9 protein-coding genes are annotated in these 13,773 nt (G+C 69.7%); 7 read left to right on the forward strand and 2 right to left on the reverse strand.

All coding sequences use genetic code 11. The features are described 5' to 3' along the window. The first annotated feature begins 79 nt into the window (after positions 1-79). Genes ABD164_RS13005 through ABD164_RS13015 form a run of 3 tightly spaced genes read left to right on the forward strand, consistent with a single transcriptional unit; the run spans position 80 to position 2,769 of the window. A complete protein-coding gene (locus ABD164_RS13005; protein WP_344296714.1) occupies positions 80-1,069 on the forward strand; it encodes an aldo/keto reductase in 990 nt (329 codons plus the stop codon). A 16-nt stretch (positions 1,070-1,085) separates the two neighbouring features. Continuing rightward, entirely contained in the window at positions 1,086-2,006 is a 921-nt protein-coding gene (locus ABD164_RS13010; RefSeq protein ID WP_344296715.1) for an AEC family transporter, read from the forward strand. Positions 2,007-2,019: 13 nt separating this feature from the next. After that, a complete protein-coding gene (locus ABD164_RS13015) occupies positions 2,020-2,769 on the forward strand; it encodes a DUF1353 domain-containing protein (protein WP_344296716.1) in 750 nt (249 codons plus the stop codon). Here the strand turns inward: ABD164_RS13015 and ABD164_RS13020 are convergent, their stop codons facing one another. Further along, positions 2,770-4,974, reverse strand: a complete 2,205-nt coding sequence (locus tag ABD164_RS13020) for a hypothetical protein (RefSeq protein WP_344296718.1) — start codon at positions 4,972-4,974, stop codon at positions 2,770-2,772. Positions 4,975-5,263: 289 nt separating this feature from the next. Between ABD164_RS13020 and ABD164_RS13025 the strand changes: the two genes are divergently transcribed. The 4 genes from ABD164_RS13025 to ABD164_RS13040 all read left to right on the forward strand — a co-directional run bounded on the left by ABD164_RS13025 (position 5,264) and on the right by ABD164_RS13040 (position 10,468). Continuing rightward, positions 5,264-7,807 carry a DEAD/DEAH box helicase gene (locus ABD164_RS13025; protein WP_344296719.1) on the forward strand — a complete coding sequence of 848 codons (2,544 nt, stop codon included), beginning with the start codon at positions 5,264-5,266 and terminating at the stop codon, positions 7,805-7,807. A gap of 133 nt (positions 7,808-7,940) precedes the next feature. After that, on the forward strand, positions 7,941-8,618 hold the full coding sequence (locus ABD164_RS13030; RefSeq protein WP_344296720.1) for a response regulator transcription factor: 678 nt from the start codon (positions 7,941-7,943) through the stop codon (positions 8,616-8,618). Further along, positions 8,611-9,969, forward strand: a complete 1,359-nt coding sequence (locus ABD164_RS13035) for an ATP-binding protein (RefSeq protein WP_344296721.1) — start codon at positions 8,611-8,613, stop codon at positions 9,967-9,969. The genes ABD164_RS13030 and ABD164_RS13035 overlap by 8 nt, the downstream gene beginning before the upstream one ends. Before the next feature lie 100 nt (positions 9,970-10,069). Continuing rightward, positions 10,070-10,468, forward strand: a complete 399-nt coding sequence (locus tag ABD164_RS13040; protein ID WP_344296723.1) for a PepSY domain-containing protein — start codon at positions 10,070-10,072, stop codon at positions 10,466-10,468. Between the two features lie 137 nt (positions 10,469-10,605). On the opposite strand, the gene ABD164_RS13045 is transcribed toward ABD164_RS13040, so the two are convergent. Continuing rightward, the gene (locus ABD164_RS13045) at positions 10,606-13,773 is read right to left on the reverse strand and encodes an efflux RND transporter permease subunit (RefSeq protein ID WP_344296724.1); all 3,168 of its coding nucleotides are present in this window, start codon (positions 13,771-13,773) and stop codon (positions 10,606-10,608) included.

A 13,773-nucleotide genomic window follows, 5' to 3' on the forward strand; every position in this document is an offset into this window, starting at 1 on the left:
CCGATCGTGACCGGTGGGCCGCGCCTTCTCGCGCGGCCCACCGGTCATGTCGTCCCGTGCCGATATCGTGGGCAGCATCATGCAGACTCGCACCCTCGGCCGCACGGGCCGCACCGTTTCCGTCATCGGCCTCGGCACCTGGCAGCTCGGCGCCGACTGGGGCGACGTCGACGAGCGCGACGCCCTCGCGGTGCTCGACGCCGCACGCGAGGCCGGCGTCACCTTCTTCGACACCGCCGACGTCTACGGCGACGGCCGCAGCGAGTCGCTCATCGGCCGCTGGCTGCGTGAGCACCCCGACTCGGGTGTCACGGTCGGCACGAAGATGGGCCGGCGCCTGCCGCAGCAGCACGCGAACTACTCGCTCGAGCACTTCCGCGCCTGGACCGACCGCTCGCGCGCGAACCTGGGCGTCGACACGCTCGACCTGGTGCAGCTGCACTGCCCGCCGACCTCGGTGTTCGGCGACGACAAGGTGTTCGACGCCCTCGACACGCTCGTCGACGACGGCGCCATCGCAAGCTATGGCGTCAGTGTCGAGAAGGTCGACGAGGCGCTCACTGCGATCGCCCGGCCGAACCTCTCGACGGTGCAGATCATCCTCAATGCGTTCCGGCTGAAGCCGCTCGACGAGGTGCTGCCCGCGGCGCGTGCGGCCGGTGTCGGCATCATCGCCCGCGTGCCGCTCGCGAGCGGGCTGCTCTCGGGTCGATACACCCTCGACACGCAGTTCGCCGCGAACGACCATCGCAGCTTCAACCGGCACGGCGAGTCGTTCGACGTGGGTGAGACCTTCTCGGGCGTCGACTACGCCACGGGGGTTCGCGCCGCCGCCGAGTTCGTCGAGCTCGCCCGCGATGCGGCGCCCGAGCGCACGTCTGCCCAGGTGGCGCTCGCGTGGGTCGCGACCCAGTCGGGCGTGAGCACGGTGATTCCGGGCGCGCGCAACCCCGGGCAGGCGCAGGCGAACGCGGCCGCGGGGTCGCTCGAGCTGCACGACGGCTTCGACGACGTGGTGCGCGAACTGTACGACCGCGAGATCCGCACGCAGGTGCACGGCCGCTGGTAGCCGCCGGGCTGCGCGCATGATCGAGGTCTTCACCGGGTTCGCCGTCATCGCCCTCGCCGTGATCGTCGGCTGGCTCGCGGGTCGCACGGGCGTGCTCGGTCCCGAGGCGCGCCCCGTGCTCGCCAGGCTGAAAGTCAGCGTGCTCGCCCCGTTCCTGCTGTTCTCGGTGCTCGCCCGCGCCGACGTCGCCGCCCTGTTCTCGGTGCTGCTGCCGGTCTCGGCGATCGCCGCGGTCGCGGTGATGCTCGTGTTCGCCCTCGTCTCACTGCTCATCTGGCGACGCGGCATCGCCAGCACCGTCGTCGGCTCGCTCGGCGCGGGCTACGTCAACGCCAACAACTTCGGCATCCCGATCGCCGTGTACATGCTGGGCGACGCCGCGTACTCGGCCCCGATCGTGCTGCTGCAACTGCTGCTGTTCGCTCCCATCGCGCTCGCGATCCTGGGCGCCAAGGTCACCGGTGCGACATCCGCGTGGCAGATCGTGCGCTCGACGCTGACGAACCCGATCATCGTGGGCTCGCTGCTCGGCGTGCTGGTGGCCGTCACCGGGCTCGAACTGCCGCCGATCGTGCTCGAGCCCATCGCGCTCATCGGCAACGCGGCCGTGCCGCTCATGCTGATCGCCTACGGGCTGTCGCTGCACGGGCAGCGACTGCTCGAGGCCGCAACAGGTCGTCGCGACGTGCTGCTCGCATCGGCACTGAAACTCGCCGCGATGCCGCTTGCCGCGTGGGCGATCGGGCGCTTCGTGTTCGGGCTCGACGACGTCGCACTGTACGCCGTCACTGTGCTCGCCGCGCTGCCGACCGCGCAGAATGTGTTCAACTACGCACAGCGCTATGAGACCGCCGAGATCGTCGCCCGCGACACCGTGTTCATCACGACGGTCGGGTCGGTGCCCGTGCTGCTCACCGTCGCGTTCCTGCTCGGCTGACAAAGGAGACCACATGCCGTTCCTCTCCGATGACGGACGCCCCCTCGACGAGCTCGCGCTCGCGCAGCGGCCGGCCGACGGGTACCGCTTCGAGCTTCAGGCGCCGTTCGTCTACGTCGACCCCGTGTCGGGGCGTCACTACCCCGTTCCGGCGCAGCGCGGTCAGCAGGTCGACACCGATCTCGCGTCGGTGCCGTCGCTCGTCTGGGCATTCATCGCGAGCTACGGCCGACAGTCGGCACCCGCCGTGATGCACGATGTGCACGCGGCACCCTTCGACGACCCGGCGTCGCCCGATCGCCGCGCCGAGCTCGAACGTCGTCGCGAGGTCGACCGGGTGTTCCGCACGGCGCTGCGCGAGCAGGGCGTGCCGAGGCTGCGAGCCGGGCTGATGTGGGCGTGGGTGTCGGCCGACCGCGAGCGCGGACTCGCCGGTGTCGCCGGCTGGGTCTTCTTCGCGCAGGCGATCCTGGGCGCGATCGTCGTCGTCGCGGCATCCGTGCTCGCATTCTGGAACATCGGATGGCTCGTGCTCGCGGTCGTGCCGGCGGTGGCGGCCGTGCCGTGGTGGCGGCGCGCGCCGCTCATGCTGCTGCTCAACTACTCAGGCGCGGTGCTCGCGCCGCTCGTGGTGCTGCAGCTCGCGGCGGTGCTGCCGTTCCGCATCATCGAGGCGATCGTGGAGCTGGTTACGGGCGGCGATCCGGGGTCGGTGGTGCGGCCGACGGTCGTCTGGGGGTCGGGGCGCGACCGGGAGGCCTAGTCAAACCCCGCCGGTCGCGATGCGGCGGTCGTCGCGCTCCCCGGTGTAGTCGGCATTGCGCATCGCACGACCGAGCGTCATCTCGCGCTCGGCCGGTTTGTCGACTGCGGCGGTCATCGCGAGGTTCGCGACCAGCCCGGTCGTTGCCGTCGTGCCCGAGGCGACCGGTTCTCTCGCCGGAACATCGGTGATCAGCGCCCGGCTGACCTTCGACTCCGCCGGCTGCGCCGGCTGCGCCGTCGGAACGGTTGCAGCGCCCTCGGGCACGCCGGGTACCGGCGGCATCGTGCCGGGAACGACGACGGGTGCCGGCGCGAACCGCGGCTGGAACACGGCGAGTGCCGTGAGGAACAGCAGCACCACGGCCGTCCAGCCGAGGAACGACGCCAGTTGATCATCGGTCCACCCGTCCCAATCGGGCCACAGCGCGATGCCGAAGAACACCGCGGCAGCGGCTGCGAGCGCGTAGAGCGATCGCGGGATCATCGTGTACGCGAGCCACCTCCGCGCGTCGGCCGGGCTGCGCTTCCACACCCGCGAGCGCAAGATCACCCGATGCAGCTGCTGATTCACCCACACCAGCGCGGCGAGGATCAGGGAGGCCGCGACGATCCAACCCCAGATCGAGAGCGACTCCACGCCGGTGTCGGGGTCGACGCGACGCAACCACCCGACGTTCTGCTCGAAGTCCGGTGGCGGGGCAGAGCCGTTGAACAGGTCGAACACCCAGGCGACGGCGGACGAGATTCCGCTGAGCAACCAGGCGAATGCCTCCGAGACCGGGGGGAGTCCCGGCACGATCGCGGCGATCACGACCGCCGCGAGGAAGTTCGCGCCCAGCGACTTCTTCGCAATCACCGAGAGCCGGGTCTCGACGTACTCCACTGCAGCGGGCGGCCGCGGGTAGTCGTCGCCGAGGAGGTTCAGCGCGGTCGGCTCGATGACCTCGGTGACGTTGTCGTAGTACAGCGAATGGTCGAGGAACGGTTGGTTCGTGTTGTGCACGGCGTGCTCTTCGGGGCCGTCGGGCGTCGACGCGATCTCGGGGAAGTACGACGCTCGCCAACGCCGCTGCAGTTCCTCCGACCTGTCGGCGATCGGGCCCGCCGAGAACGGATCCCACGTCGCCCAGTAGTTCTGCCAGACGAGACGCCTGTCTGGAGGGAGCTCGGCGTTCAGCTCCACCCACCGCTCGATGGGGCGATAGGGGGTGTTGCGGCCCGGCCACTTCTCTTTGCCGAGCAGTACGACGGCGGCTCCCACGGTCGTGAGGCGCCGCACGTTGAGCTTGTCGGGGACCAGTTCCTCGAGCAGCGCGTACGTCGCCACGGCGGCACCCTGGGAGTGGGCGAGCACGTGCACCTCGCCCTTCTTCCCGACGAGTCGGCTCGCGTGGGTGACTGCATCGCGGACGACCATGCGCATCGCACTTGCGCGTACCGGCATCTCTCGCCACGTCGCCGCATCGCCGATCGACTCCACGATCGTGTCGAGGGCGCCCTTCGCGAACCGCGCGAATGCAGGGATGATGAGCAGCGGACTGAGCAGTGGCAGGATCGGCGTCAGCACGATGCCGAGTGCCACGATGAACACCCACATCACCGCGAACATCAGAGTCGAGGCGATGAGCCGGACCCCGTCGACGATGACATTGAGTGGGAACGGCAGCAGCGAGGTCTCAGGCGACCTCAGATGCCGCAGCAGCACGTACCACGGAAGGAACACGAGCGTGTACGCGAACAGGCGCAGCATGCGCCGGAACGCCCGCCACAGGAAGCGCACCGCCCACTTGAACACGGCGCGCCGATCGAGCGGCACGAACGCGTCTTCCCAGCGCGCCTCGAGGATCGCGATCCGACGCGTCGCCTTCTCGGGCTCGCCGTCCGGCGGGGTGCGCCGGGCGCCTTGCTCATGCTGCCGCTTCGGGAACGTCACCGTCGCAGTGACGACGGGCGTGGCGCCGGCGAGCGTGGACTCGTTGATCACGACGCCGAAGCCCTCGCGGTCGCCGCCGATCAAGGGGTCTCGTGCCAGCCACTCGAGTCGCCCGAGCAGTGGTTCGGCCCATTCGAGCAGGATCTGGCTCGTGTAGGCGTCGCCCATGCCGTGCACCACGACCAGCGCGACGTCGAAGGCATCGGTCAGCGCGTCATCGGCCGCCTCGGCCGCAACGCCATCGGGTGCAGGTTCCTTGGAGATACGCATCGCGGGGGTCCTCCTCGAGGTGACATCTGAGCGAACGCTAGCGCTCCGCGCTCCATTGCGGAATAGTGCACTGCCGCAGCCGAACTCAGTGGTGACCCTGATCCCGCGGGCGTGCGCCGCAACCTACCGTGGAACACGACCGACGCCTGCGGACTGCAGGGGGAACTGTCACCGCGCTGGCGACGGTCTTGAAGCCGGCCGGCGGCCGCACCCGATTCAGGGGGCCGCCGGCTGGCTTCCCCCATTCGCGGATGCCATCGGGGCACCGGTTGTGCGGCAGACTCGACGGATGACCCTGCCCCTGCTCGATCGCGTCCCACGCCCGTACGACGCCGACGCGACGTACGACGCCTTCGTCGAGTGGTCGGCCGATCGAGGGCTCGCGCTCTACCCCGCGCAGGACGAGGCGATCATCGAGATCGTCTCGGGCGCCAACGTGATCGTCTCGACGCCCACGGGCACCGGCAAGTCCCTCGTGGCTGTGGCCGCGCACGCGGCATCCGTCGCCCAGGGTGGCCGCTCGTATTACACGGCACCCATCAAGGCGCTCGTGAGCGAGAAGTTCTTCCAGCTCGTCGAGGTCTTCGGCGCGCGCAACGTGGGCATGGTCACGGGCGACAGCTCGGTCAACCCCGACGCCCCGATCATCTGCTGCACCGCCGAGATCCTCGCGAACCTCGCCCTGCGACATGGCGCCGACGCCGAGGTCGACCAGGTCGTCATGGACGAGTTCCACTTCTACGGCGACGCCGACCGCGGGTGGGCGTGGCAGGTGCCGCTCATCACCCTGCCGCGCGTGCAGTTCATCCTGATGTCGGCCACCCTCGGCGACGTCACCGACATCGCCGCCGACCTCACGCGGCGCACCGGGCGCGACACCGCCCAGGTCACGGGGGTCGAGCGGCCGGTGCCGCTGCACTTCTCGTATGCGAAGACCCCGGTGCAGGAGACCGTCGAAGAGCTGCTCGAAACGCGGCAGGCGCCCGTGTACATCGTGCACTTCTCGCAGGCGGCCGCCATGGAACGCGCGCAGGCGCTGTCGTCGATCCGGGTCGTGACCCGCGAGCAGCGCGACGAGATCGCCGAGGCGATCGGCGGGTTCCGGTTCACGACGGCGTTCGGCAAGACCCTCTCGCGGCTCGTGCGCGCGGGCATCGGCGTGCACCACGCCGGCATGCTGCCGCGCTACCGGCGGCTCGTCGAGACGCTCGCCCAACGCGGCCTGCTGCGCGTGATCTGCGGCACCGACACCCTCGGCGTCGGCATCAACGTGCCGATCCGTTCGGTGCTCATCACGGCGCTGTCGAAGTACGACGGGCAGCGCATGCGCCAGCTCAGCGCCCGCGAGTTCCACCAGATCGCGGGGCGCGCGGGTCGGGCGGGCTACGACACCGCCGGCACCGTGGTCGTGCTCGCCCCTGACCACGAGATCGAGAACGAGACGGCCGTGCGCAAGGCCGGCGACGACCCGAAGAAGGTCAAGAAGATCGTGCGCAAGAAGGCGCCCGCAGGGTTCGTGAACTGGAGCGCGGCCTCGTTCGAACGGCTCGTCGACGCTCAGCCCGAGCCGCTCGCCCCGCAGCTGCGCCTCTCGGCGGCGATGCTGATCAACGTCATCGGCCGCGGGGGAGACGTCGTCGGCGACATCCGATCGCTCGTCTTCGACAACCACGAGACACGCGCCCGGCAGTTCGAGCTGGCCCGGCGTGCGCTCGAGATCTTCCGCACCCTGCGCGACGCGGGCGTCGTCGAGGTGCTGCCGCCCGGGGCATCCGGCCATGCACTCGCCGAGATCAGGCTCACGGTCGACCTGCAGCCGAACTTCGCGCTCAACCAGCCGCTCTCGCCGTTCGCGCTCGCCGCGATCGAGCTGCTCGACCCCGAGGAGGCGCCCGGCGCGCCGGGCGTCGGCACCGGCCACTACGCGCTCGACGTCGTGTCGGTCATCGAGTCGACGCTCGACGACCCGCGCCCGATCCTCTCGCAGCAGCAGTACAAGGCCCGCGGCGAGGCCGTCGCCGCGATGAAGCAGGACGGCATCGAGTACGACCAGCGCGTGGAGCTGCTCGAGCAGGTCACGTGGCCCAAGCCGCTCGACGAACTGCTCGCCCAGTCGTTCGAGGTGTTCGCGTCGAGCCAGCCGTGGGTGCGCGACTTCGAGCTGAGCCCCAAGTCGGTCGTGCGCGACATGTTCGAGCGCAGTATGTCGTTCGGCGAATACGTGTCGTTCTACCAGCTCGCGCGCAGCGAGGGACTCGTGCTGCGCTACCTCTCGGATGCCTTCCGCGCGGTGCGGCAGACCGTGCCCGAAGAGGCGAAGAACGAGGAGCTGCTCGACCTCATCGAGTGGCTCGGCGAACTCGTGCGCCAGGTCGACTCGAGCCTCGTCGACGAGTGGGCCGAGCTCATCGATCCGGCGTCGCACCTGCCCGAAGACGAGGCGGCCGTCGTGCCGCCAGCGCCCCCGAGCGTCGTCACGAACCGTCGCGCCTTCACGGTGCTCGTGCGCAACGAGCTGTTCCGCCGGGTGCAGCTCGCCGCGCTCGAGCGCGACGACGAGCTCGCCGAGCTCGATCCCGACGCCGACTGGCCCGGCGCACTCGACCGGTATTACGACGAGCACGACGAGATCGGCGTCGGGCCGGCGGCGCGGTCGCCGCAGCTCGTCGCGATCGACGAGACGGATGCCGCGAACGGCACCTGGCGCGTCGAGCAGACGATCGACGACCCCGCCGGCGATCGCGACTGGCGCATCCGCGCCGAGGTCGACCTCGAGGCATCGGCCGACGAGGGCGCCGCGGTCGTGCGGGTGACCGAGGTGGTTCGACTCTGACCGGTCGGGCGCCGCGCCACACCACGGGGCCACCACGCGGATGCCTCGGGCTGCGCGCTTCAGGCTCGCTTCAGGGGCATCCCGCCATTCTGGGTCTCATCGGCCAAGATGGGTTCACGAAGGGAGTCCCGCGGTGCGCGTATTGGTCGTCGAAGACGAGGCTCGCCTCGCCGAGGGGCTGAAGCGCGGCCTCGAGGCTGAAGGGTTCGCCGTCGACGTCGCCGCCGACGGCACCGACGGGCTCTGGTTCGCGCGCGAGAACCACTACGCGGTCGTGCTGCTCGACATCATGCTGCCGGGTGTGAGCGGCTACACGGTGTGTCGCACCCTGCGCGACGAGGGCGACTGGACGCCCGTGCTGATGCTCACGGCGAAGAGCGGCGAGTGGGATCAGGTCGAGGCCCTCGACACCGGCGCCGACGACTACCTGACGAAGCCCTTCTCATTCGCGGTGCTCGTCGCGCGGGTGCGCGCCCTGATCCGCCGCGGCTCGGCACCGCGCCCGGCCGTGCTGGAGGCGGGCGATCTCAGCCTCGATCCCGCCACCAGGGCGGTGCGCCGCGGCGACGTGCCGATCGAACTCACGACGCGCGAGTTCACGGTGCTCGAATTCCTCCTCCGCCGGGCGGGCCAGGTCGTGTCGAAGGCCGAGATCCTCGGCGGCGTCTGGGATTTCGACTTCGACGGCGACCCGAACATCGTCGAGGTCTACATCAGGCACCTGCGCAACAAGGTCGACCGTCCGTTCGGCCGAGCGAGCATCGAGACCTTGCGCGGCGCCGGCTACCGGCTGGCGGCCGACGGTGGCTGAGGCGACGGCAGAGGCGCCGCGCCGCCCACGACGACGAGGCGGCGTTCGCGAGCGGATCACCCTCGTCGCGACATCCGTCGTCGCCGTCGCTCTCGTGCTGGGCGCCGTGGGGTTCTGGGTCACGCTGCACACGTCGCTCTTCGACGGGCTGCGCAACGCTGCAGAGCAGGATGCCGCGGTGATCGCCGAGCGCATCGAGGTCGACGGGCTCGGCTCGATCTCCGAACCTGATGAGCGGCTCGTGCAGGTCGTCGACGAGTCGGGCACGATCATCTTCGCCAGCGAGGACGCGCCCTCCGCGCCGGTCGCGGAGGATGACGATGCGGCACCCGTCAGCGTCGACGACGAGACGTTCGTGACGGCCGTCGAGGGTTTCAGCAGCGACGCCGGCGACGGCATCGTGATCGTCGGGCGTGACACCGAAGCGGCTGAGGACACGCTCGCGACCATTGCGCAACTGCTCTGGATCGCGGTGCCGCTCATCGTCATGCTCGTCGCCGCGACCTCGTGGATCATCGTCGGCCGGGCGCTCTCGCCGGTCGAGCGCATGCGGCGGCAGGTCGACGGCGTGACTGCGGCGACGCTCGCCCGACGCATCGACGAGCCGCCCGTCGACGACGAGATCGGTCGGCTGGCGCGCACGCTGAACGGCATGCTCGACCGCCTCGAGTCGGCCCAGTCGACGCAGCGGCGCTTCATCTCCGACGCCTCGCACGAGCTCAAGTCGCCGCTCGCGGCACTGCGGCAGTACGCCGAGGTCGCCCGCGCGCACCCCGACCGCATCAGCATCGACGAACTCCGCGACGCCGTGCTCGAAGAGGGCGAGCGCCTCGAGCGCCTCGTGCAGGGCATGCTCGTGCTTGCGCACGCCGACGAGGGCGCCCTGCGCATGGACGCGAACGACGTCGACCTCGACGACCTGCTGCTCGACGAGGCCAGGCGGGTTCGGGGCGGAACCGAACTCACGGTCGACACGAGCGCCATCGCGGCGTCCCGCGTTCGCGGCGATGCCGGGCTGCTGCGCCAGCTCGTGCGCAACCTCGTCGACAACGCAGCCAGGCACGCGCGCACGAAGCTCGCCCTGACCGTCGCGCCCGCCTCCGACGAGACATCCGTCGTGCTCACCGTCAGCGACGACGGCGACGGCATTCCGGCCGACGAACGCGAGCGGGTGTTCGAGCGGTTCGTGCGGCTCGACGACGCGCGCGCCCGCGACACCGGAGGCAGTGGACTCGGCCTCGCCATCGTGCGTGAGATCGTGGCGGCGCACGGCGGTACGGTGCGCATCGAATCGGGCGCCGACGACGAGGGCACGCGCGTGGTCGTGACGCTCCCGACATCGGCCCGCTGACCCTCTCCTGCTGGCCGCGCGAGCATTGCGACCGGCTTCAGCCTGGCTTCAGGTGGAACGGAGCATGCTCGGAATACAGACTTCGACCGGGAGGCCCGACATGAGCAAGCGAACCATCTGGATCAGCTCCACCGTCGGCGTGGCGGCGCTGGTGCTGGGCGGCGCGGCGATCGCATTCGCCAGCCCCCCGTCACCTGCAGGCGACGACGGCACCGACTCCGACGACCAGGTTCTCGTGGGAGCGGACCTCGACGCAGCGAGCAAGGCCGCGCTGGCCGAGACGGGCGGCGGCACGGTCGTCGACTCCGAGGCCGACAGCGACGGCGAGAGTGCCTACGAGGTCGAGGTACTGCTCGACGACGGCACGGTCGCAGAGGTCGAGCTCGACGCCGACTTCAACTTCATCCGCTTCGACGACGAAGGCGGCTCCGACGACGACGGCGGCTCCGACGACGACGGCGGCTCCGGCGACGACGCGGGCGTCGGCTCCGACGACTGACGCAGGACTGCGACCGGCATTCCCCCACTCACCGGCCGCATATCACGGATGCCCCGGGGCCGCGCCCGGGGCGTCCGTTCGTCAGTGCTCGGCCGCGTCCTGCTCACGACCACGAGCTGCCCACCGGCCGGGTGCAGCTACACCGCAGCAGGTTCCGGCGCGGGTGGAGCCTTCTCGGGCTCCGGTGCTGCGGGCGGCGGCGTCTCGCGCTGCGACTTCGGCTTCGCGAACCGCAGGTACAGCGGCGGCACGACGAAGAGGTTGAGCAGCGTCGAGGTGACGAGCCCGCCGAGGATGACGACGGCCATCGGGTGCTCGATCTCGTGGCCGGGGATCTCGCCCATGACGACGAGCGGCACGAGCGCGAGGCCCGTGGCGAGCGTGGTCATGAGGATCGGCGACAGCCGCTCGGCGGCGCCGCGCATCACGAGTTGCTTGCCGAACTTCTCGCCCTCGTAGCGTTCGAGGTGCTGGCAGTGGTTGATCAGCAGGATGCTGTTGCGCGCGGCGATGCCCATGACCGTGAGGAACCCCACGATCGAGCCGAGCGAGAGCACGGCACCGGTGATGAAGGCCGCGAACACGCCGCCGACGAGCGCCACGGGCAGGGTGAGGATGATGAGTGTCGCCAATCGCCAGCTCGCGAACGCCGCCTGCAGCAGCAGGTAGATCACGAGGATCGCGGCCACGGCGAGCAGAAGCAGCCGGTTGGTCGCCGCCTCGCGCTCCTCGAACTCGCCGATGATCTCGGCGTGGAAGCCCGGCGGCAGGTCGATCTCGCGCAGGCCCGCCTCCATCGCGGCCACGACCGAAGCGAGCTTGCCCTCTTCAACGTTCGCCTCGATGTCCATGCGCCGCGAATTGTCATCGCGTTCGATGGCGTTCGGGGTCGCCCGAAGCGAGACGTCGGCGACCGCCGAGAGCGGGATGACCTCGCCGGATGGGGTGTCGATCGGCAGGTTGCGGATGCTCGTGACATCCGATCGGATCTCGACAGGGCTCCAGACCTGCACGTCGTAGGCCTTGCCGCCGCGATAGACGTCGCCAACCTCCTCACCCGCGACGAGCGTGGCCGCGGCGCGACGCACGTCACCCGGCTTCAGCCCGTACGCCTGGGCGGCGTCGAGGTCCACCGTGACCTCGAGCTGCGGCACGTCGACCTGCAGTGAGATGTGCTCGTCGATCGCGCCGTCGGTCTCGAGGAAGATCTCGTTGATCTCCTCGGCGGTGTCTCGCAGTTCTTGCAGGTCATCACCGTACAGGCGCACGACGACCGCGGTGTCGCCGCCCGTGAGCACCTCGCGAATGCGTTCCTTCAGGTAGGTCTGAACGTCGCGGCGGATGCCCGGGTAGCCCTGCACGAGCTCCTGCACCTTGGCGAGGGTCGCGTCGTAGTCGACCGCTGGATCGATGCTGATCCAGTTCTCGCCGAAGTAGACGCCGTAGACCTCGTCCCCGTTGTACGCCTGCCCGATGTGCGCGCCGCAGTTGCGCACGCCCTCGATCTCGAGCAACTCCTGGCAGGCCCGTTGGCTGATGCGCACCTCCTCGGGTGCCGAGGTGCCGGGTTGCGTGACCCAGTGCATCAGGAAGTCGCGCTCCTTGAAGTCGGGCAGCAGCGACTGGCCGAGGAACGGCACCGTGACCGCGCCGACGACGATGAGCGCGCCGAAGAACACGTACCCGGGCCACGGGCGGTCGACGATCGGCTCCAGCGACTTCTTGTACCCGCGCTTGAGTACCCGCACGACGGGGGGATCGCTCGGGTCAAGGGGTGCCTTGCGCAGCAGGATCAACGCGAGCGCCGGCGTGACCGTGAGGGCGACCACCATCGACGCGAGCACCGCGAGGGTGTAGGCCAGCGCGAGCGGGCGGAAGAATGCGCCGGTGAGGCCCTCGAGGAAGAAGATCGGCACCGCGGCGACGATGATGATCAGGGTCGCGTAGATGATCGGGCCGCGCACCTCGAGCGAGGCTTCGAGCACGACCCTCGCTGTGGATCGGTGGCCCCCTTCGGCGCGTTCCCGGCGCAGTCGTCTCACGATGTTCTCGATGTCGATGATCGCGTCGTCGACCACGACGCCGACGGCGATCACCAGCCCGGCGAGGATCATGGTGTTGATCGGCGTGCCGGTCAGGTAGATCACGAGCGCGGCCGAGACCAGTGAGAGCGGGATCGCGATGATGCTGATGAGCGCCGTGCGCCACTGGAACAGGAACAGGGCGAGCACCATCATCACGAGCAGGATGCCGAGCAGTAGTGCGAGCGAGAGGTTGCTGATCGACTCCTCGATGAAGGTCGCGGGGCGGAAGATCTCGGTGTCGACTTCGATGCCGCGCAGGCCCGGCGCCAACTCGGCGAGCACCGCCTCGACGCCCTCGGTCACTTCGAGCGTGTTGCCCCAGGGCAGCTTCTCGACGATGAGCATGAGCCCTTCGCCTTCGTTGATCACCGCGTCGCCGATCAGCGGCTGGTGATCCTCTACGACACGCGCGACGTCGCCCAGCTTCAGCGGATCGCCGCCGCGCTCCTCGATCGTGACCTCGGCGAGATCCGCAGGGGTCGTGATGGGCAGCACGTGCTGGATGCCGAGTCGCTGCTGTGGTGTGGCGATATACCCGCCCGTGCCGATGACGGCACCCGGCGAGTACTGCAACAGCCCGGCATCGAGCGCGTCGGCAGTCACCGTCATGACCTGCTCGAGGCTGACGCCCTCGGCGGCCATCTTCTCGGGCTCGGCCTGCACCTGCAGCATCTGCAGTCGCTCGCCCCAGATGGGGACGTTCGCGACCCCGGGGACGCGGAGCAGGTGCGCACGGATCTTCCAGTACGTGATCATCGACATCTCGATGAGCGAGAGTTCGTCGGAGGTCAGGCCGATCTTCATCACCCGGCTCGTCGACGACAGCGGCTGCAGCATGATCGGCGGCGCCGCCCACGTCGGCAGGGTCGGCGTGGCGAGCGCGATGCGCTCGGCCACGTGCTGTCTGGCGGTGAGCAGGTCGGCACCTGGCTCGAAGATCAGCACGATCGACGAGATCTGGCTGACCGACTTGGATCGGATGTCGTCGAGCCCCTCGACACCGTTGAGCGCCTCCTCGAGCGGCACCGTCACGAGTTCCTCGACCTCCGAAGCGGTCAGCCCGATGCAGAGCGTCTGGATCTCGACCCTTGGCGGCGCGAACTCGGGGAACACGTCGACCTGCGCCGAGCTCAGCTGCACGCCGCCGAACACCATGATGCCGATGGCCAGCGTCATCACGATGGTCCGGAACCGGAGGCTGAACCCGATGATGCGTCGCAT

It is taken from the genome of Agromyces neolithicus, assembly GCF_039529735.1.
GTDB classification, from domain to species: Bacteria; Actinomycetota; Actinomycetes; order Actinomycetales; family Microbacteriaceae; genus Agromyces; species Agromyces neolithicus.

What these genes read in the sequence shown, in the direction of transcription:
- ABD164_RS13025 (WP_344296719.1), top strand. Translation starts at nt 5,264, where the DNA reads ATGACCCTGCCCCTGCTCGATCGCGTCCCACGCCCGTACGACGCCGAC.
- ABD164_RS13020 (WP_344296718.1), bottom strand. Translation starts at nt 4,974, where the DNA reads ATGCGTATCTCCAAGGAACCTGCACCCGATGGCGTTGCGGCCGAGGCG.
- ABD164_RS13005 (WP_344296714.1), top strand. Translation starts at nt 80, where the DNA reads ATGCAGACTCGCACCCTCGGCCGCACGGGCCGCACCGTTTCCGTCATC.
- ABD164_RS13045 (WP_344296724.1), bottom strand. Translation starts at nt 13,773, where the DNA reads ATGCGACGCATCATCGGGTTCAGCCTCCGGTTCCGGACCATCGTGATG.
- ABD164_RS13015 (WP_344296716.1), top strand. Translation starts at nt 2,020, where the DNA reads ATGCCGTTCCTCTCCGATGACGGACGCCCCCTCGACGAGCTCGCGCTC.
- ABD164_RS13040 (WP_344296723.1), top strand. Translation starts at nt 10,070, where the DNA reads ATGAGCAAGCGAACCATCTGGATCAGCTCCACCGTCGGCGTGGCGGCG.
- ABD164_RS13010 (WP_344296715.1), top strand. Translation starts at nt 1,086, where the DNA reads ATGATCGAGGTCTTCACCGGGTTCGCCGTCATCGCCCTCGCCGTGATC.